Origin of the sequence: Oceanicola sp. S124, assembly GCF_000220565.1 — a bacterium.
In the GTDB taxonomy this organism is placed as follows: Bacteria; Pseudomonadota; Alphaproteobacteria; order Rhodobacterales; family Rhodobacteraceae; genus Pseudooceanicola.
Genome location: NZ_AFPM01000302.1, coordinates 1 through 16,997, shown reverse-complemented (window position 1 = coordinate 16,997; position 16,997 = coordinate 1). Strand labels below are relative to the sequence as shown.

The following is a 16,997-nucleotide window of genomic DNA, read 5'->3' as shown; positions in this document are numbered from 1 at the left end:
CCGTGGGTGGTTGCCCACCTCGGCAGCCCAATCTCGAAACGCTGATCTGAACCCGTGTACCGTCACCCCCTCGATCTCCATGCGTTGTAGCAGCATCAGCATCGACATGTTCGAGAGTGGTTTGTGTCGGCGCTGCCCCTCAAAGACACATTCGGAGCGAAGCGCCTTCAACGGCTCGACAATTCCCATCATCTGATCGGTAAGTGGAACACGATGCTCGGTTCCCGTCTTGGTCCTTTCTTCAGGAATCGTCCAAATTAGCTCGTCGAAATCAAACTCCTCCCAGACAGCTTGTAAAACCTCGCTGGTTCGGCACCCCGTCAGGCAGGTCAACATCAACGCCTTGGCTGCCATGCCGCTTTGCTGAGAAAGCTGCGCGTAAAATGCGGGCACATCCTGCCAGCGCATAGCATTGTGGTGCTTCACCTTGGCCTTCACGCGCGGCAACACCCGGGCATCCATCACGACCGTCACGGGGTTTTCACCCTCGCGGTAACCGCGCGACCGGGCCACATCGAGGACGGCCTTCATCCGCTGCGCCACCCTGCGCGCGGTCTCGTGCTTCTCTGTCCAGATCGGGGACAACACCTGCAAGATTTCCGGCTGGTCGATATCCGAGACAGGCATTCGGCCGATCTTAGGAAAAGCATAGTCGGCAAGCGTGTTGATCCACTGCTGTCCGTGCTTCGGGTTCTTCCATGTCGGCAGGCGCTCAATGTGAACCTGACGTGCGACCTCCTCGAAGCACGGCACCTCCTTGTCGCGGTGATACTTCGGGTTTAGCCCTTGCTTTGCGAGGCGTCGGTATTCAAGCGCTCGCTCGCGGGCGACTGTGAGCGTAATGATGTCAGCGCCGCCTAGACCGAAGTCCGTTCGGTTGGGCTTGCCTTGGCGATTACGCTGCCCCTTCACGGTGACGCGCACGATCCAGCGACGGGCACCCGATGGGTCTACGACGAGGTAGAGGCCATTGCCGTCGCCGTGCCGCCCTGTGCCCAGGGTGCGGACGAGATTCTTGGTCAGTTTGCCGGAGGTGTAGGCCATTGGACGTACCACCTTTCATACCACGGAACGAATAGAACCGAGCGCAATCGAAGTGAAACGAACGCAATCAACGAACGAGAATAAGCGCATAAGTCCATAGACTTATACGCTATCAAGCGCCCCAAGGCCATTCAATGAAAATGGTAGGTGGCGGAGACGATGGGATTCGAACCCACGAGACGGTTTCCCGCCTACTCCCTTAGCAGGGGAGCGCCTTCGACCACTCGGCCACGTCTCCGTCGGTGTGTCTATGCGGCAGGGGAGGGGAAAACAAGGGAAAACTGTTACAAGTTCGGATCAGGGCACAAGCCATTGGCCAAGAACGATTATATTGCCCCAACGCAGGCCGGTCGCGCCCGCTTCCCCGGCAAGGTTTCGCCGGGTGCGGCAGAGGCCTCAGGAACCGGCGAGCGCGGGGCGCCGTTGTGTGGCTGTGCAAGGGCGGAGCGATCCGCCTCGGAACAGCCCCCAAGCAGGGCCACCGCAAACGGAAGGACAAATCCCATGTATGCCAAGACCCTCGGCCTCAGCGCCGCCGCCATCCTGACCGCAACCAGCGCCATGGCCTCGACCAGCGCCACGGCGACCACCGATCTGAACCTGCGCGCCGACCCCGGCCCGCGCGGCGAGATCATCGACGTGATCCCCGGTGAAGCCGCCGTGGAAGTCGAGCAGTGCGCCACCGCCATTGACTGGTGCAAGGTGACCTTCGAAGGCAACCAGGGCTGGGCCTACAGCCCCTACCTGACCGCCTCGCTGGATTCCGAGCCGGTGATCATCCAGGGCAACATCCAGCGCCTCGAGCTGGAGACCGTGGACGTGAACGAGGAGAACCGCGCCGACGCCGCCACCGCCGGTGGCCTGACCGGCGGCGCGCTGGCCATGTCGCTGATCGGCGGCCCGGCGGCCGTGGCCGCGGGCGTCCTGCTGGGCACCGCTGCCGGTGCCTCTGCCGTGCCGGAAGAAACCGTCACCTACGTCAAGGCCAACCCGGTCGAGCCCGTCTACATGAACGGTGAAGTCGTGGTCGGCGCCGGCATCCCGGAAGGCGCGCAGCTGGTGACCATCCCCGAGAGCGATTACCGCTACATCAACGTCAACGGCCAGCCCGTGCTGGTCGATACGGACCGCACCATCGTGCAGGTCCTGCGCTGATCCCCGGCCCCAGGGCCCTTTGAAAAGCGGAACGCCCGCCCCCTTGCGGGGGCGGGCGTTCTCATGTCCGTTTACGTCGGATCAGGTGTTGAACAGGAAGTGCAGCACGTCGCCGTCCTTGACCTGGTAGGCCTTGCCCTCGGCGCGCATCTTGCCGGCTTCCTTGGCCCCGCTTTCGCCGTTGCAGGCGACGTAGTCGTCATAGGCGATGGTCTCGGCGCGGATGAAGCCCTTCTCGAAGTCACCGTGGATCACGCCGGCGGCCTGGGGTGCCATGGTGCCCTGCTTGATGGTCCAGGCGCGGGCCTCCTTGGGGCCGACGGTGAAATAGGTCTCGAGGTGCAGCAGCTCGTACCCGGCGCGGATCAGACGGTCCAGGCCCGCCTCTTCAAGGCCCATCTCGCCCAGGAACATCTCGGCCTCTTCGGCGTCGAGCTGAGAGATCTCTTCCTCGATCCGGGCCGAGATCAGCACGGTGCCTGCGCCCTGCTCGGCTGCCATCTTCTCGACCGCGGCAGAGAAATCGTTGCCCTTGGCGGCGTCTTCCTCGTTGACGTTGCAGACGAAGAGCACGGGCTTGGAGGTCAGCAGCTGCAGCATCTTCCAGGCCTTCAGGTCCTCGGCGTCGACCTCGACCGTGCGGGCGGGCTTACCGTCTTCCAGAGCGGCCTGGGCGGCGGCCAGCAGGCGGTCCTGCTGCTGCGCTTCCTTGTCGTTGCCCTTCAGCTTGCGCACCAGGTTGGCGCGGCGCTTCTCGATGGATTCGAGGTCCGAGAGCATCAGCTCGGTCTCGATTACCTCGGCATCGGCCACCGGATCGACGCGTCCGTCGACGTGGGTGATGTCACCATCCTCGAAGCAGCGCAGCACGTGGGCGATGGCATCGGTCTCGCGGATGTTGGCGAGGAACTGGTTGCCGAGGCCCTCGCCCTGGCTGGCGCCCTTCACCAGGCCCGCGATATCGACGAAGGTCATCCGCGCCGGGATGATCTGCTTGCTGCCGGCGATCCCGGCCAGGGTGTCCAGCCGGCGGTCCGGCACGTTCACCTCGCCGACGTTCGGCTCGATGGTGCAGAAGGGGAAGTTGGCGGCCTGGGCCGCGGCGGTCTTGGTCAGCGCGTTGAACAGGGTCGACTTGCCGACGTTCGGCAGACCCACGATGCCCATCCTGAAGCCCATGATGCTCTATCTCCTTTGGTTCCTGCGCCTCATAGAATCCACGGGGCTTTGCCGCAAGCGTATCCGTGGTATCCTGTCCCCGGTGGGGGCGGTCTTCCGATGCGGAGAACCGCAGGATATTGTTATGGCCATTTATCTCTACTTCGACGGCGAGGCCCGCGCCGCGCTGGACTATTACGCCCGCACTTTCCGGACCCCGATCGAACAACTGCTGACCTATGGCGAGATGCCGGACCCGCCGGAGCAGCCTGTGCTGCATCGGCGCATCATGCACGGCAGGCTGTCCCTGCCCGGTCAGGACATCATGGTCGCCGACAGCCGGGAGCCTGGGGTGCTGACGGACCTCTCGGGATTTGCCATCGAGCTGGAATACGAGAACCTCGACGAGGCCCGGCTTGTTCACGCGACACTGTCCCGCGAGGGGGTCGATACCTCGGGCTTCGCGGCGACCTTCTGGGCGCGGGGCTTCGGTACCTGCCGGGACCTCTTCGGCGTGCCCTGGATGATCAACTGCGACTAGCCGCCGACGCGTCGCCGGACCGACCCCGACCACCGCCCCGGAACTGCGACGGGCCGGGCGGCGTTGGTCCGCTGTGTCAGCGCGAGGGACCCATGCCAGAATCAGCCGAGCCACAGGGGCCGCAACCGGTGCGCCGCGACCGGATCCGCCACAGTCTGCAACGGATCGAGATCCTTCTGGCCGCCCTGCTGGCGCTGTTCCTGCTCTGGTCGCTCTATGTCGCCAAGACGGTGGTGCTTCCGGTGGTGCTGGGCCTTCTCATCGCGATGACCCTGACGCCCCTCGTGCGCTGGCTGAGCCGCAAGGGGGTGCCCGAGGGGCTCTCGGCGGTGCTGCTGATCGCCAGTATCGGCGCGGTCTCCATCCTCGGCCTCTATGCCCTGCGGCTGCCGGGCGAGACACTGATCAATGATGCGCCCGAGATCCAGGAAGAAGTGCAGCGCAAGCTGTGGAAGGTGCTGCGCAACTTCGAGCGCCTTCAGGAGGCCTCGGAGGAAATGAGCCAGATGGCCGCGGGGGGCGCGGGCGGCGACCAGAGCGAAGAGGACGCCATCGTCGTCACCCCCGCGACCGGCATCCTGCAGACCGCGCTCGGGTCACTTGTGACCTCGGGCACCGTGCTGGCGGTGGCCCTGCTCTTTGCCATGTTCCTGCTGTCGATGGGCGACAATTTCCGCAGCCGCCTGGTGCAGTCCTTCCCTGACTTCAGCCGCAAGCGCCGCGCCGCGCGGATCGCCCATGACGTCGAACGACAGGTGTCGCGCTATCTCGCCGCAATCACGGTGATCAACGCCGTGCTCGGGGTCTGCGTCGGGGGGGCCATGCATTTCATGGGGATGCCCTATGCGCTGCTCTGGGGGGTTGCCGCCTTCCTGCTGAACTACCTGCCCTATCTCGGCGCGATGATCGGCGTGGTCGTGGCCGGGGCCGTCGCCCTGGTGACCTATGACAGCGCCGGCACCGCGCTGCTGGTGCCACTGGTCTACCTGACCCTGACCTCGATCGAGGGGCAGATGATCACGCCCTGGTTGGTCGGACGGCACCTGCAGCTGAATGCCGCCTCGGTGTTTATCGCGGTGGTCTTCTGGGCCTGGCTCTGGGGCGCGGCGGGGGCGGTTCTGGCAGTGCCGCTGCTGGTGATGATGAAGGTTCTCTGCGACAATGTTCCCGGGCTGCAGTCACTCGGCAGCTTCCTGGAAGGACGCCAGCCCCGGCGCAGGCCACCGGCCACCACCGAGGAAGATCCCCTTCCCGAGGTTTGACTTTCCCGTCGCTTCCGGCGCAAATCCGCCAGTGACCGACATTTTCACCCGCCAAGGCGCCATACCCCGGCCCGCCCGGGCGGGTGACAGGCAGGAGACGCCGGTGCCCCTTCACCGCAATCCCATGGCGCGCCCCGGACAGCGGATCGGGCTTCTGGGCGGATCCTTCGATCCGCCGCACGAAGGCCATGTCCATATCACCCTCGAAGCCCTGAAGCGGTTCGGACTGGACCGGGTCTGGTGGCTGGTCAGCCCCGGCAACCCGCTGAAATCCGACGGCCCCGCCCCGCTGGCCGACAGGATGCAGGCCGCCCGCGCGCTGATGCGCCACCCCCGTGTGGACGTCACCGACATCGAGGCCCGCCTCGGCACCCGCTACACCGCCCGCAGCCTGCGCGCCCTGCAGGCCCACTATCCCGGCGTCGCCTTCACCTGGCTCATGGGGGCCGACAACCTGGTGCAGTTCGACCGCTGGCAGGAATGGCAGTGGATCCTCTCCAACGTGCCCGTCGGCATCCTGGCCCGTCCCGGAGACCGGCTGGCCGCACGCAACTCGCGCGCTGCCCGCTTTGCGCGCCGGGCCCGGGTTCGCGACGCCGAAAGCCACCTGCTGGCGGCGCAACCCGCCCCGGCCTGGTGCTTCGTCGACATGCCGATGGTCGACATCTCGTCCTCGCAGATCCGCGCGCGGGGCGAATGGACCACTCCGGCCCCTGCAGGATCCTGAGCGCAGGGCTTGCCCCCGGGGGGCCGCGCCCCTTACAGATGGTGCGACCATTGCAGCTAAGCGCGCCTCGACAATGAACAGATTGCCCCGACGCTTCGTTCTCGGAGCCCTTCTGGCAGGTATCGCCAGCCCCCTTGCCGCCGCCGCCCCCGCCACCTCGCTGCGTCCCCGCCTGCGGCCCGGTGGCTTGGGCGAGGTGACCGTGCCGGACGGCGAGGCGCTGATCGGCAAGGCGGGGCTGACCGGGCGCTCGAGCTTCGCGCTGGCCCGCGTCGGCACCCCGGCCCTGCTGGAAAGCCACGACGCCGAGACCCCCCTGCCCCCAGCCAGCGTCGGCAAGTGCCTGACCGCGCTCTATGCGCTCGAGGCGCTCGGCCCCGCGCATCGCTTCACCACCCGCGTCCTGGGCACCGGCCCGCTGCGCAACGGCCGGCTCGAGGGCGACCTGATCCTCGTCGGCGGCGGCGATCCAGGGCTTGACACCAACGACCTGGCCGAGCTGGCCGCGCGCCTGAAGGCCGCGGGGCTGCGCGAGGTGAGCGGGCGGTTCCTGGTCCACGGCGCAAGCCTGCCCGAGGCCCGGCTGATCGACGCCAGCCAGCCCGACCACCTGGGCTACAACCCCGGCGTCTCGGCGCTGAACCTGAACTACAACCGGGTCCATTTCGAATGGAAGCAGGAGGCGGGCAAATGGCGCGCCACCATGGACGCCCGCACCGACAGGTATCGCCCCGAGGTCGCCATCGCCTCGATGCAGATCGTCGATCGCGACAGCCCGGTCTACACCTACGCCGACCGGGACGGGCGCGACACCTGGACCGTGGCGCGCGGCGCCCTCGGCACTGGCGGCTCGCGCTGGCTGCCGGTGCGCCGCCCGGCCGCCTATGCCGCAGAGGTCTTCGCCTCGCTCGCCCGGTCGGGCGGGCTGGTGCTGAAGACCCCCGAGATGCTGCACGACCTGCCCGCCGGCACCGCCGAACTGGCCCGCCATGAAAGCCCGCCGCTGGAAGAGATCGCCGAGCTGATGCTGCGCTATTCCAACAACCTCACCGCCGAAGTGCTGGGGCTTGCCGCCAGCGCGCAGGCCTCGGGACGGCCCGCCTCCATCCGTGCCTCGGCCGCCGCGATGAGCGACTGGGCCCGCCGCACCTACGGGCTGCGCGAGGTTGCCATGGTCGATCACTCGGGCCTTGGGGATGCCTCGCGCTTTCCAACCGGAGATCTCGTGCGGCTGCTCTCGCAGCCCCGCGCCGCCGGCTTCCTGCGCCCGATCCTGAAGGATATCCCGCTGCTGGACGAGAAGGGCCGCAAGGTCGTCGATCCGCGCGTCTCGGTGGTGGCCAAGACCGGAACGCTGAACTTCGTCAGCGGGCTGGCCGGCTATGCCAGCACCGGCGACGGCGCAGAGTATGCCTTCGCCATTCTCTCGGGGGATGTGCCGCGGCGTGATGCCCTCAGCCGGGCCGAGCGCGAAAGCCCGCGGGGCGGCAAGGCCTGGCTGACACGGGCGCGCCGGCTTCAGCAGGCGCTGCTGGATCGCTGGGGACAGGTCTACGGCGCGGGCTGACGGCCTACTGGCCGTCCTGACCTGCGTCCTAGTGGTCGTCCCGACCTGGGGCGCCCGACGCGGCACCATGGGGCACCGTCAGCGGTGCCGTCTCGGCCGAGAGGGGCCGCGCGGAAAGGTCATTCGGTTGCAGCATCACCCCGATGACGGGAACGAGGCAGAGCAGGGCGAGGCCGAGGATCAGGACAAGACGGCGCATGACGGGAAACTTCTTCTGAAACAAGGTCATGCTGATCATGTGGGGCAAACCCCCGCGCGATCAATGCGGGTATTCCAGACCTCACGCACTTGCGCGACAGCCTGCCCCCCGCGGGCGGAGATCCGCCCGGCCCTGTTTCAGTTCCGAAGCATCCGCCGCGCGGGTGCCCATTTTCTGGTCTGAATCCTAGACGGTGAGGTGGCGTGCCCGCGCACCGCGCTCGATCGCCGCCGCATGCAGGCGGTCGATGTTCAGCTCGTAGCGAATCTCTTCCAGCAGGCGCAGCTCGCTTTCGCGCAGGGAGCCATCGGCGGCCGCTACGTCGCAGGCCAGCGCATAGGCGGTCTCGAACAGGCGGTCGGGCAGGTTGTCGCGGATCAGCCCGAACAGCGCGTCCAGCCCGTCTTCCTCCGAGAACAGGTCGAAGACGATCGAGGACATCTGCTTGATCCGGCTGTCGTCGTAGGTGCCGAAGACCGGCAGGGTGTTCACCTGGCTCTCGATCTTGATCAGCTCGGCGGTGCGGACGTTCTCGTCCGAGACCGAAACGGCGATCATCAGCAGGACAAGACAGTCCTGGGCCGAGAGGGAATGCTCGATATCGGTGGGCATCTGCTATCCTTAACCGGTGTATGACGTGCCCTGACGGGCCTTCAGGCGTCACAATATTGACCCCTCGGCCCATGCACAATAGGAAGCCCGGTGCCCGCACGGGGCCGAATCCTCAAGGAGATCCGACATGTCCGACCTGCGCCAAGCCGCATTGGAATCGAAAGCCTGGCCTTTCGAAGAGGCCCGCCGCCTCGCCAAACGGTACGAGAAGAAGGCGCCGGAGAAGGGCTACGTGCTGTTCGAGACGGGCTATGGCCCCTCGGGCCTGCCCCATATCGGGACCTTCGGCGAGGTGCTGCGCACCACGATGATCCGCCGCGCCTTCGAGGTGATCAGCGACATTCCCACCCGGCTCATCTGCTTCAGCGATGACATGGACGGCATGCGCAAGATCCCCGGCAACGTGCCGAACCAGGAGCGTCTGCGCGAGGACATCCAGAAGCCGCTGACCTCGGTCTACGATCCCTTCGAGACCCACGACAGCTTCGGCCATCACAACAACGCCATGCTGCGCCGCTTCCTCGACACCTTCGGCTTCGAGTACGAGTTCTACTCGGCCACCGAATTCTACAAGTCGGGCCAGTTCGACGAGGTGCTGAAACGCGCCGTCGAGAAGTACGACGCCGTGATGAAGGTGATGCTGAAGTCCCTGCGCGAAGAGCGCGCGGCGACCTATTCGATCTTCCTGCCGATCCACCCCGAGACCGGCCGCGTCCTCTATGTGCCGATGAAGTCCGTCAACAAGGACGACTACACGATCACCTTCGACGACGAGGACGGCAAGGAGTGGACCCTGCCCGTAACGGGGGGCAACGTGAAACTGCAGTGGAAGCCCGACTTCGGCGCCCGCTGGGCCGCGCTTGGCGTCGACTTCGAGATGTACGGCAAGGACCACAGCACCAATACGCCGATCTATGACAGCATCTGCGAGATCCTCGGTGGCAAGAAGCCCGAGCATTTCACCTACGAGCTGTTCCTGGATGACCAGGGTCAGAAGATCTCGAAGTCCTCGGGCAACGGCATCTCGATCGACGAGTGGCTGACCTATGCCAGCACCGAGAGCCTCAGCTACTTCATGTTCCTGAAGCCGAAGACGGCCAAGCGGCTCTATTTCGATGTCATCCCCAAGGCGATGGACGAATACCACCAGCAGCTGCAGGCCTACCCGACGCAGGACGCCAAGGGGCAGGCCGCCAACCCGGTCTGGCATATCCACGCCGGTGACGTGCCTGCCTCGGACATGGTCGTGCCCTTCTCGATGCTGCTGAACCTGGCATCAGTGTCGGGCGCCGAGGACAAGGAGACCCTCTGGGGCTTCATCCGTCGTTACGCCCCCGAGGCCTCGCCCGAGACCAATCCCCAGATGGATCAGGCCGCCGGTTTCGCGGTGCGCTACTACAACGACTTCGTGAAGCCCGGGAAGGTCTTCCGCGCCGCCACCGAGCAGGAGCGCGAGGCGCTGGAAGCCCTGCGCGATGCGCTGAAGGCCTATGACGGCGACGAGACCGACGAGGCGCTGCAATCGGTGGTCTACACCGTGGGCCGCGAGCGGTTCGACCCGATGAAGGCCTGGTTCTCGTGCCTCTACGAGGTGCTTCTGGGCGCCTCGCAGGGCCCGCGTTTCGGCGGCTTCATCGCGCTTTACGGCGTGCAGGAAACCGTGGCGCTGATCGACCGCGCCCTGGCCGGCGACTTCGTCGAGGGCTGAGCCCTCACCGTTCCGCAATCCGCGCAGGGCCGCCTCAGAGGGGCGGCCCTGTTGCCATTCGGGGGCAGGCGCTGGATGGTGCCCGCGGGAGGACCTGCCATGCATCGCACCACGGGCTATGAGCCGCTGAATGTCCCGAAGCCCTTCGGCCCCGAGATATGGATCGTCGACGGGCCACATATCCGTTTCTACGGCATGCCCTTTTCCACCCGCATGACCCTCGTGCGGCTGCCCTCAGGCAGGCTTTGGATTCATTCGCCGATCCGCCCCGCGCCGGGCCTGTTCGAAACCGTCGAGGCGCTTGGGCCCGTGGCGCATCTGGTGGCGCCCAATGCCATCCACTACGCCTCCCTTCCCGACTGGCAGAGGCGTTTCCCCGAGGCCCGGACCTGGGTCGCCCCCGGCGTCCGTGCCCGTGCCGCCAGTCGCAAGCTGGAGATCGGCCCCGCCGAAGAACTGGCCCGGCAGGCGGACTGGGAGGACGTGCTGCATGGCCACCTGGTGACGGGCAGCAAGGTGCTGCAGGAGATGGTCTTCTTCCACGCGCCCTCGCGCTGCCTCGTGCTGACGGATTTCATCGAGAACTTCGACCCCGCCAAGCTGCCCTGGCTGATGGGAAAACTGGTGAAGCTGGCCGGGATCTCGCGCCCCGACGGGCGGATGCCGCCGGACATGCGCGCCACCTTCGACAAGGCCGCCCTGCGGGATCATGTCGAGACCCTGCTATCGTGGCAGCCCGAAACGGCGATCATGGCGCACGGCGAGCCCTGGCGGCGCGATGCCTCACTGCGCCTGCGCCGGGCCTTTGCCGGTCTCCTTGACCAAGGGTAACCCAGTGCTACCTCTCCTCGAGTACGAGTGAACCAGTGACCAGTATCCCCGGAGGTTTGACATGTGGCGTGTCGCATCGGGCGTGCAGGTGGCGCTGCTGATCGCAGGCGCGGCCTCGGCCCAGGAAGAAGCAGTGAAAGGCGTCATCGGCGCCCAGATGGAGGCCTTGAGCAACGGCGACTTCGCCGGCGCCTACGAAATGGCCTCGCCGGGGATCCGGGGCACCTTCGGCCCGGTCGAGAACTTCGAACGCATGTTGCGGCAGGGCTACCCCGAGGTGCTGGACCCGCGCCTGTTCCGCTTCATGGGCGTCGAGGCACGTGGGGACCGTCAGGCCCAGGTGTTGCTGGTCGAGGACCGGCAGGGGCGCAGCTTCCTGCTCGAGTACCTGATGATCGAGACCCCGGAGGGCTGGAAGATCGACGCCGTGCGCCGCCTGCCTGCCGCCGAACCCGCCGTATAGAAGCCGCCTGGGAAGCTGTCCGGCACCCGCCGCGCTGACGCCCCTCCGTTCCCTGCCGGGATCCCTGCGCGCCCCCTCGCCCGTGGCTGGCCGCGCACGGTCCTCCCAGCCTCCGTTAAGGGATCGTTGATAGCTCTTTCGCCCATTCGGCGCCGCGCGGCGTCGCGGCAGAGGAAAGGGCTACGGCATGAACAAGGCGATCACGGACGGCATTCTCTTCATGCCCCCGGCTTTCGAGAACGGTCTGGACCAGTGGTCGAGCGGCGACGGCACCCCCGGCTCGGATAGCTACCAGGGCAACCCCAATGCGGCGCTCATCGCCGCCGACCAGGACTTTGGCGGCTGTCTCGAGCTGCTCAAGGGCTCGACCACGCAGAAGCTGCGCTACATGGGCGAAACCCCGGTGCTGCCCGGCTGCTACCTGCGCATCAGCGCGAAGGTGAAGGCGGTCAGTGGCAACTTCCCCTCGGTCCGCATCGCGGGCTGGGCGGGCGATACCTCCGATGCCCATGTCACCGGCCTGACCGAGACCGGCCCCGCGATCACCCTGTCGAGCTACGGCGAGGTGTGCGAGGTCAGCGCCATCGTCGGCTCCGGCGACCGCGACGGCGTGGACATGGTCTGGGGCACGACGCCGGTCTATGGCCACTTCGGGCTGGACCTGACCGGCGCGAATGGCGGGATCGTTCGGATCGACGACATCGTCATCGAGGATGTGACCGACGTCTTCCTGCGCGACATGCTGGCCTGGGTCGATGTGCGCGACTTCGGCGCCAGGGGCGACGGCGTCACCGACGATCTTCCCGCCTTCATGGCCGCCGATACCGCTGCCGACGGGCGGCTGGTGAAGATCCCCGAGGGCACCTACCACCTGTCCGACAGCATGACCTTCGACAACCGCACCCAGTTCGACGGTACGCTGACCATGCCCGCCGCCGCGATCCTGTCGCTGACCAAGGACTTCCACCTTCCCGCCTATATCGACGCCTTCAAGGATGAAGAGCTGGCCTTCAAAAAGGCCTTCCAGTCGCTGCTGAACAATGCCGACCACGAGAGCCTGGACATGGGTGGCCGCCGCATCAAGGTGACGCAGCCCATCGACATGCAGGCCGCCCTTGCCAACAAGACCAGCTACGCGCAGCGCCGCCACATCTGCAACGGCCAGTTCGACTGCGACGGCGGCGCGGTCTGGGACACCGATATCACCACCAGCCAGGGCACCTATGACCCGGCCAGTTCGGACGAGCTGACCGGCGTCACCAATATCGCCAATATCCAGCCCGGCTCCCTGGTGACGGGCAATGGCGTCGGGCGCGAGGTCTATGTCACCTCGGTCAACGTGGCGCAGCAGAAACTGACCCTGTCGCTGCCGCTTCATGATGCCGCCGGGACCCAGACCTTCACCTTCAAGCGCTTCAAGTACCTGCTGGATTTCTCGGGCTTCGACTATCTCGACAAGTTCTCGATGTCGGATATCGAGTTCCAGTGCGGTGGCGACTGCAGTGCCATCCTGATGGCCCCCGCCGGGCTGATCTTCCACATCCGCGATTGCTACATCACCCGCCCCAAGGATCGCGGCATCACCAGCCATGGCACCGGCTGCCAGGGCATGCTGGTTGACCGCTGCCAGTTCATCTCGGACGAAAGCAGCGCGCTCAGCCAGGATCGCGTGTCGATCGCGCTGAACACCAATGCCAACGACATCAAGCTGCGCAACAACCGCGTGCAGCAGCTGCGCACCTTCGCGGTGATCGCCGGCACCGGCTCGATCATCTCGGGCAACCACTTCTTCGGCGGCGACAGTGCCGATGCGGGCATCCGAACCCCCGGCATCGTGCTGTCGCGCACCAATGCCCGCGCCACGATCACCGGCAACTACATCGACAACTGCTACATCGAATGGGGCAACGAACACGACGATGCGCCCGAGTTTTCCAGCGAGTTCAGCTTCTCGGGCCTCAATGTCACCGACAATATCTGCCTGTGCAGCGACGTGGCGCCCTGGTTCACTTTCCTGATCGTCAAGCCCTACGGCACCGGCCACTACCTGAACGGGATGAATGTCACCGGCAATATCTTCCGCTGCATCCATGGCTCGATCGACCGGGTCGAGAGCGTGGACACCAGCTTTGCCGATCTCGACTTCGACAAGATGAGCAACGTGACCTTCGCCGGCAACATGTTCAACCTGGTCGATACCGGGGCGGTCAATCCGCTGGTGCTGAAGCACGACGAGGCCAGCCCCACCACGGTCTGGACCATCGACTGCGCGCCGAAGCTGCCCTTCGGGGGCTGGGCGCAGACGGTCGAAGGGGTGGTGGCCAACGGCAAGATCGCCAATGGCAGCAATGTCGCCCATCACCTGATGCCCTACGTGAAGACCAAGGAGGGCACCGACCGCGACCAGATCACCCTGACCTGGCAAGAGGCGGTCTCGGGCACCGTGACGGTGCGGGTCAGGATGGATGATCCTCTCTGAGCCCTCCCCTCTCGCAAGCACCAGCGCCTCCCCTCGGGGAGGCGCATTCGTATCAGCGGGTCGGCGTCAGGGCATCAGGTCTTCGGGCGTGAGGCGGAAGGCGGCGCCGAAACCGCCGTTCAGCAGCGCGCCCTCGGGCCGGAAGCGCACCAGCAGGAAATCCGCGAACCCGATGTAGAGCTTCGATTTTGGCCGCGCGGCGACATAGGCGCGCGACAAGGCGTCAAAGCGCGGATCCTCGCGGGTCACCGGTTCCGCGATTGCCTGGAGGCTGAGGCGCGGATGGGTCAGCGGATCGCCCTTGCCCCCCGGCTCTCCGACCAGCAGCGAGACCTTCTGCCCCTCCAGCAGCGCGCCGGTATGGGCCGCAAGACGCGACACCAGCGTGACCGGCACGCCATCCTCGGGGGTAAACAGCGCGATGCGGGTGACCAGCGGCGCCCCGTCGCGAAGCACGCCGAGTGCGGCGAAGGGCGCCTTGTCCAGCAGTGCCCGCGCCAGCGCGCGGGCCTCATCATCGGTGGGGCGGATCGGATCGGTCTTGGCCATGCGCCCGGTGTGCCCCGGACCGACCCGCCTGTCATCAGGAAAACTTCGTCCGAAAAGCCGCCATCCCGGATCCGACCTTCAGAACTCCTGCCAGATCCCCAGCTTGAGCCGGTAAGGATCGCTATTGGCCAATCCGACGGAGCCGCCGACATCCAGGAAGGTGCCCTCGCGCAGGCGCAGCGCGACCGAGCCCGCCAGCCGTGCGAAGGCCGGATCACCCATCCGTTGCCCGGTCTGGATCTGGGCATAGTACTTGATCCGCTCACCTGGGCTGAGCCCGGCCGTCAGGTCGAACTTCCAGTCCATCGCGCCGGTCCTGGGGAAGATCTCGGCGGCAAGCTCTCCGCTGATCCAGGCCGAGGGGCGCGAGAGGCCCCGCCCGATCGACAGGCCCGGGCGCAGCACCCAGTCCCCCGCCACCTGCCCCGCCCCCATGTCGAGCGCGAGGTTGAAGCCAAGCCGCTCGCCCAGCGGAATCGACAGGTAGCTGACCAGCTTGTCCAGCCCCGAGATCGCCCCGCCGAGGTCGGTCGAAAGGGTCAACCGGTCGCTCAGCCCGACTTCATGGAACAGCGAATAGGACTGCATCCAGGTACCGCTGTCGGATCCGATCATCCGCCCCGTGACCGAGAGGAAATGCGCCCCCTTGCCACGCGGCCAGGGCCCGGCCGCCAGCGGGTCGGGCAACAGAAGCAGCAGGGCAAGGCCGAGGCAGCGCAGCATGGACGGATCTCCGAAGATGCCCCAGCCTGCGGCAGATCTGGTTAATGCTCTGATAACAAAGGCGAACGGACGCCAAGGCGCGTCAGGCGGCGAGGGCCCCGGGCAGGACCGGAGAACCGGGGGAAGACAGGGCCACCCGAAAGACTGGGCATCACAAGGGACCAGGCCTCACAAGGGACTGGGCCTCACGAGGGCCCCGGCCCACCGTAAGACGCCCCACAAGAAAGACGGGCGGCGCCGCGATGGCCTCCGCCCGTCCCTGCGTGTGCTGGACGCAGTCGATGGTTTCAGGTGGGGCGCGCGTGCCCCGGATCTCGCAACCCCGGTTCAGGCAGCCCTTTCCTTGCGCAGGGCCGTAAGCGCGGGGATCCGCACGCCCTGCCCGAAAGAAGTCACCAGCACATCTTCGGGTGCCCCGATGGCCGCCAGCTTGGCGCGGATGCGGCAGATGTAAACGTCGATGATCTTGGGGTCGGGCTCGTCCTGCCAGGCATAGAGCTGCAGCATGATCTGATCGCGGCTGACCATACCACCGGCGCGCAGCATCAGCATCTCGACCAGCTCGTATTCCAGCCGGGTCAGGTGGATCGGCATGTCGCCCCAGACCACCGCGCGGGCGTCCACGTCGACACTCAGCGGGCCGCTCTCGAGCACCGGATGGCTGAACCCGCAGGCACGGCGGACATAGGCACGCAGCCGGGCGGCGATCTCGATCGGCTTGCAGGGCCATTCGATCACCTCGTCCGCGCCACGGGTCATGAAGCCCGCCCGCAGCTTGTCGTCGACCCGGCGCGAGACCACGACGATCACCATGCGCGGATAGGTGGCCCGCAGCTTCGCCGTCAGCTCGCCCGCGTCCATGTCGGGCAGGTCGGGGTCGATCAGGATGGCGTTCTGTTCCGCCGAAGAGGCGAACTCAAGCACCTCGGCGCCGGAACCGGCCTCGGTGATGTAGAACCCTTCCTTGCCCATGGCATGGGCCAGGCCGGCGATGTTCCAGGTCGTGTCGGTCACCAGAAGGCGCATCCTGATCTCCTTTTCCCCTTTGCCGAGAGCGACGGGATGTGGAGAGAGAGAGACGGCCGCCGACGGAGGGACTGTCTGCGGCCCACACCGTCGAACTCGGATGTTATGCGCGGGCGTTCCGCCCTATGCGCGTTGATTGCACCCCTTGGGTGCATCTGCCGGGGGTCGCGGTCCGTGCTGGCCCGCCGTCACCCGACAAGGAAGTAATACCGCAGTAACCCCCTGCCGGCCATCTATACGAAAGCATAAGTCTCAATTTTTCCAGATGCTTGGTTAACAATCTTGTGGGGCGCCTTGCGGCCCCTGCGGCCCGGACCCATCTCGGGGGGAACCATGAACAGGAGATGCGCCGCATGAGATGTCCGGTAGACGGGACCGAGCTTTTGATGACCGACCGACAGGGGGTCGAGATCGACTACTGCCCGACATGCCGGGGTGTCTGGCTGGATCGCGGCGAGCTGGACAAGATCATCGAGCGCAGTGAGGCCCCCGCAGCCCCAACCCGACCAGCCCCTTCCCGCGCGGCGCCGATGGACGAGGGACATCACGGCGCGCACCGTTACGATCCCCGTGCGCAACACCACGGCAACCATCACGCCCCCCAACATGGCAGCCACTACGACAAGTCCTACTACAAGAAGAAGAAGCGCAAGTCGCTGCTGAGCGAGATCTTCGACTTCGACTGACCAGCTCCGGCCCGGCCGGAACGAAACGCCCGGCGTCTCTCGACGCCGGGCGTTTTGCCGTGCTCTGCCCGACAGCGGGCCGGAGATACGGCAGGACGAGGCGAACCGCGCCGCCCCGCCGCCAGGTCAGGGTTTTCGGACCGGCTTGCCGCCGGTCAGCTTGCGCACCACCACGTAGAAGCTGGGCACCACGAAGACGCCCAGGAAGGTGGCCGCCGCCATGCCGCCCAGCACGCCGATCCCGATGGCGTTCTGCGCCGCCGCGCC

At 66.3% G+C, this 16,997-nt stretch carries 18 protein-coding genes and 1 tRNA gene; 10 read left to right on the top strand and 9 right to left on the bottom strand.

The window, feature by feature from the left end; all coding sequences use genetic code 11:
• Together OS124_RS0120465 and OS124_RS0120460 are read right to left on the bottom strand one after the other, a co-directional pair.
• On the bottom strand, positions 1-1,044 hold a 1,044-nt coding region (locus OS124_RS0120465; RefSeq protein WP_010141837.1), incomplete at its 3' end, for a tyrosine-type recombinase/integrase.
• A gap of 148 nt (positions 1,045-1,192) precedes the next feature.
• A tRNA-Ser gene (locus tag OS124_RS0120460) sits at positions 1,193-1,282 on the bottom strand.
• Positions 1,283-1,548: 266 nt separating this feature from the next.
• On the opposite strand from OS124_RS0120460, the gene OS124_RS0120455 reads away from it, so the two are divergent.
• Positions 1,549-2,199, top strand: a complete 651-nt coding sequence (locus OS124_RS0120455) for a DUF1236 domain-containing protein (protein WP_010141835.1) — start codon at positions 1,549-1,551, stop codon at positions 2,197-2,199.
• An 81-nt stretch (positions 2,200-2,280) separates the two neighbouring features.
• Here OS124_RS0120455 and ychF read toward each other — a convergent pair whose 3' ends face one another.
• The gene (ychF, locus tag OS124_RS0120450) at positions 2,281-3,378 is read right to left on the bottom strand and encodes a redox-regulated ATPase YchF (RefSeq protein ID WP_010141834.1); all 1,098 of its coding nucleotides are present in this window, start codon (positions 3,376-3,378) and stop codon (positions 2,281-2,283) included.
• A gap of 124 nt (positions 3,379-3,502) precedes the next feature.
• On the opposite strand from ychF, the gene OS124_RS27640 reads away from it, so the two are divergent.
• The 4 genes from OS124_RS27640 (at position 3,503) to dacB (ending at position 7,454) form a co-directional block, all read left to right on the top strand.
• A complete protein-coding gene (locus tag OS124_RS27640) occupies positions 3,503-3,898 on the top strand; it encodes a VOC family protein (protein ID WP_010141833.1) in 396 nt (131 codons plus the stop codon).
• Positions 3,899-3,990: 92 nt separating this feature from the next.
• On the top strand, positions 3,991-5,160 hold the full coding sequence (locus tag OS124_RS0120440; RefSeq protein ID WP_237708147.1) for an AI-2E family transporter: 1,170 nt from the start codon (positions 3,991-3,993) through the stop codon (positions 5,158-5,160).
• A gap of 124 nt (positions 5,161-5,284) precedes the next feature.
• On the top strand, positions 5,285-5,887 hold the full coding sequence (locus tag OS124_RS0120435) for a nicotinate-nucleotide adenylyltransferase (protein ID WP_040607686.1): 603 nt from the start codon (positions 5,285-5,287) through the stop codon (positions 5,885-5,887).
• A gap of 73 nt (positions 5,888-5,960) precedes the next feature.
• A complete protein-coding gene (gene dacB / locus OS124_RS0120430; protein WP_040607684.1) occupies positions 5,961-7,454 on the top strand; it encodes a D-alanyl-D-alanine carboxypeptidase/D-alanyl-D-alanine endopeptidase in 1,494 nt (497 codons plus the stop codon).
• 28 nt (positions 7,455-7,482) lie between these two features.
• Here dacB and OS124_RS27635 read toward each other — a convergent pair whose 3' ends face one another.
• Both OS124_RS27635 and OS124_RS0120420 read right to left on the bottom strand, forming a co-directional pair.
• The gene (locus OS124_RS27635) at positions 7,483-7,653 is read right to left on the bottom strand and encodes a hypothetical protein (protein ID WP_168161497.1); all 171 of its coding nucleotides are present in this window, start codon (positions 7,651-7,653) and stop codon (positions 7,483-7,485) included.
• Positions 7,654-7,839: 186 nt separating this feature from the next.
• The gene (locus tag OS124_RS0120420; RefSeq protein WP_010141827.1) at positions 7,840-8,265 is read right to left on the bottom strand and encodes a tellurite resistance TerB family protein; all 426 of its coding nucleotides are present in this window, start codon (positions 8,263-8,265) and stop codon (positions 7,840-7,842) included.
• A 127-nt stretch (positions 8,266-8,392) separates the two neighbouring features.
• Between OS124_RS0120420 and OS124_RS0120415 the strand changes: the two genes are divergently transcribed.
• From OS124_RS0120415 to OS124_RS0120400, 4 genes are all read left to right on the top strand, one after another.
• Entirely contained in the window at positions 8,393-9,973 is a 1,581-nt protein-coding gene (locus OS124_RS0120415) for a lysine--tRNA ligase (RefSeq protein WP_010141826.1), read from the top strand.
• Positions 9,974-10,072: 99 nt separating this feature from the next.
• Entirely contained in the window at positions 10,073-10,804 is a 732-nt protein-coding gene (locus OS124_RS0120410; RefSeq protein ID WP_010141825.1) for a DUF4336 domain-containing protein, read from the top strand.
• Positions 10,805-10,865: 61 nt separating this feature from the next.
• Positions 10,866-11,267, top strand: coding sequence for a DUF4864 domain-containing protein (locus tag OS124_RS0120405; protein WP_010141824.1), 402 nt, complete (start codon positions 10,866-10,868; stop codon positions 11,265-11,267).
• 187 nt (positions 11,268-11,454) lie between these two features.
• Complete coding sequence (locus OS124_RS0120400; protein ID WP_010141823.1) at positions 11,455-13,746, top strand: glycosyl hydrolase family 28-related protein; 2,292 nt, start codon at positions 11,455-11,457, stop codon at positions 13,744-13,746.
• Positions 13,747-13,812: 66 nt separating this feature from the next.
• Here OS124_RS0120400 and OS124_RS0120395 read toward each other — a convergent pair whose 3' ends face one another.
• The 3 genes from OS124_RS0120395 to OS124_RS0120385 form a co-directional block, all read right to left on the bottom strand.
• Positions 13,813-14,295, bottom strand: a complete 483-nt coding sequence (locus OS124_RS0120395; RefSeq protein ID WP_010141822.1) for a HugZ family pyridoxamine 5'-phosphate oxidase — start codon at positions 14,293-14,295, stop codon at positions 13,813-13,815.
• Positions 14,296-14,373: 78 nt separating this feature from the next.
• The gene (locus OS124_RS25425; protein WP_010141821.1) at positions 14,374-15,018 is read right to left on the bottom strand and encodes a hypothetical protein; all 645 of its coding nucleotides are present in this window, start codon (positions 15,016-15,018) and stop codon (positions 14,374-14,376) included.
• A 327-nt stretch (positions 15,019-15,345) separates the two neighbouring features.
• The gene (locus tag OS124_RS0120385; protein WP_010141819.1) at positions 15,346-16,044 is read right to left on the bottom strand and encodes a response regulator transcription factor; all 699 of its coding nucleotides are present in this window, start codon (positions 16,042-16,044) and stop codon (positions 15,346-15,348) included.
• A gap of 353 nt (positions 16,045-16,397) precedes the next feature.
• Here OS124_RS0120385 and OS124_RS0120380 point away from each other — a divergent pair, with 353 nt between their 5' ends.
• Positions 16,398-16,730 (top strand): TFIIB-type zinc ribbon-containing protein, encoded by a 333-nt coding sequence (locus tag OS124_RS0120380; RefSeq protein ID WP_010141818.1) that lies wholly within the window; start codon positions 16,398-16,400, stop codon positions 16,728-16,730.
• A 126-nt stretch (positions 16,731-16,856) separates the two neighbouring features.
• Here the strand turns inward: OS124_RS0120380 and OS124_RS27095 are convergent.
• On the bottom strand, positions 16,857-16,997 hold a 141-nt coding region (locus OS124_RS27095; protein WP_010141817.1), incomplete at its 5' end, for an efflux RND transporter permease subunit.

Bases quoted from the DNA above. Each gene is read 5' to 3' on its own strand.
- OS124_RS0120410 (WP_010141825.1), top strand. From the start codon at position 10,073: ATGCATCGCACCACGGGCTATGAGCCGCTGAATGTCCCGAAGCCCTTC.
- OS124_RS0120455 (WP_010141835.1), top strand. From the start codon at position 1,549: ATGTATGCCAAGACCCTCGGCCTCAGCGCCGCCGCCATCCTGACCGCA.
- OS124_RS0120420 (WP_010141827.1), bottom strand. From the start codon at position 8,265: ATGCCCACCGATATCGAGCATTCCCTCTCGGCCCAGGACTGTCTTGTC.
- OS124_RS25425 (WP_010141821.1), bottom strand. From the start codon at position 15,018: ATGCTGCGCTGCCTCGGCCTTGCCCTGCTGCTTCTGTTGCCCGACCCG.
- OS124_RS0120385 (WP_010141819.1), bottom strand. From the start codon at position 16,044: ATGCGCCTTCTGGTGACCGACACGACCTGGAACATCGCCGGCCTGGCC.
- OS124_RS0120400 (WP_010141823.1), top strand. From the start codon at position 11,455: ATGAACAAGGCGATCACGGACGGCATTCTCTTCATGCCCCCGGCTTTC.
- OS124_RS27640 (WP_010141833.1), top strand. From the start codon at position 3,503: ATGGCCATTTATCTCTACTTCGACGGCGAGGCCCGCGCCGCGCTGGAC.
- OS124_RS0120415 (WP_010141826.1), top strand. From the start codon at position 8,393: ATGTCCGACCTGCGCCAAGCCGCATTGGAATCGAAAGCCTGGCCTTTC.
- OS124_RS0120405 (WP_010141824.1), top strand. From the start codon at position 10,866: ATGTGGCGTGTCGCATCGGGCGTGCAGGTGGCGCTGCTGATCGCAGGC.
- dacB (WP_040607684.1), top strand. From the start codon at position 5,961: ATGAACAGATTGCCCCGACGCTTCGTTCTCGGAGCCCTTCTGGCAGGT.
- OS124_RS0120440 (WP_237708147.1), top strand. From the start codon at position 3,991: ATGCCAGAATCAGCCGAGCCACAGGGGCCGCAACCGGTGCGCCGCGAC.
- ychF (WP_010141834.1), bottom strand. From the start codon at position 3,378: ATGGGCTTCAGGATGGGCATCGTGGGTCTGCCGAACGTCGGCAAGTCG.
- OS124_RS0120395 (WP_010141822.1), bottom strand. From the start codon at position 14,295: ATGGCCAAGACCGATCCGATCCGCCCCACCGATGATGAGGCCCGCGCG.
- OS124_RS27635 (WP_168161497.1), bottom strand. From the start codon at position 7,653: ATGCGCCGTCTTGTCCTGATCCTCGGCCTCGCCCTGCTCTGCCTCGTT.
- OS124_RS0120380 (WP_010141818.1), top strand. From the start codon at position 16,398: ATGAGATGTCCGGTAGACGGGACCGAGCTTTTGATGACCGACCGACAG.
- OS124_RS0120435 (WP_040607686.1), top strand. From the start codon at position 5,285: ATGGCGCGCCCCGGACAGCGGATCGGGCTTCTGGGCGGATCCTTCGAT.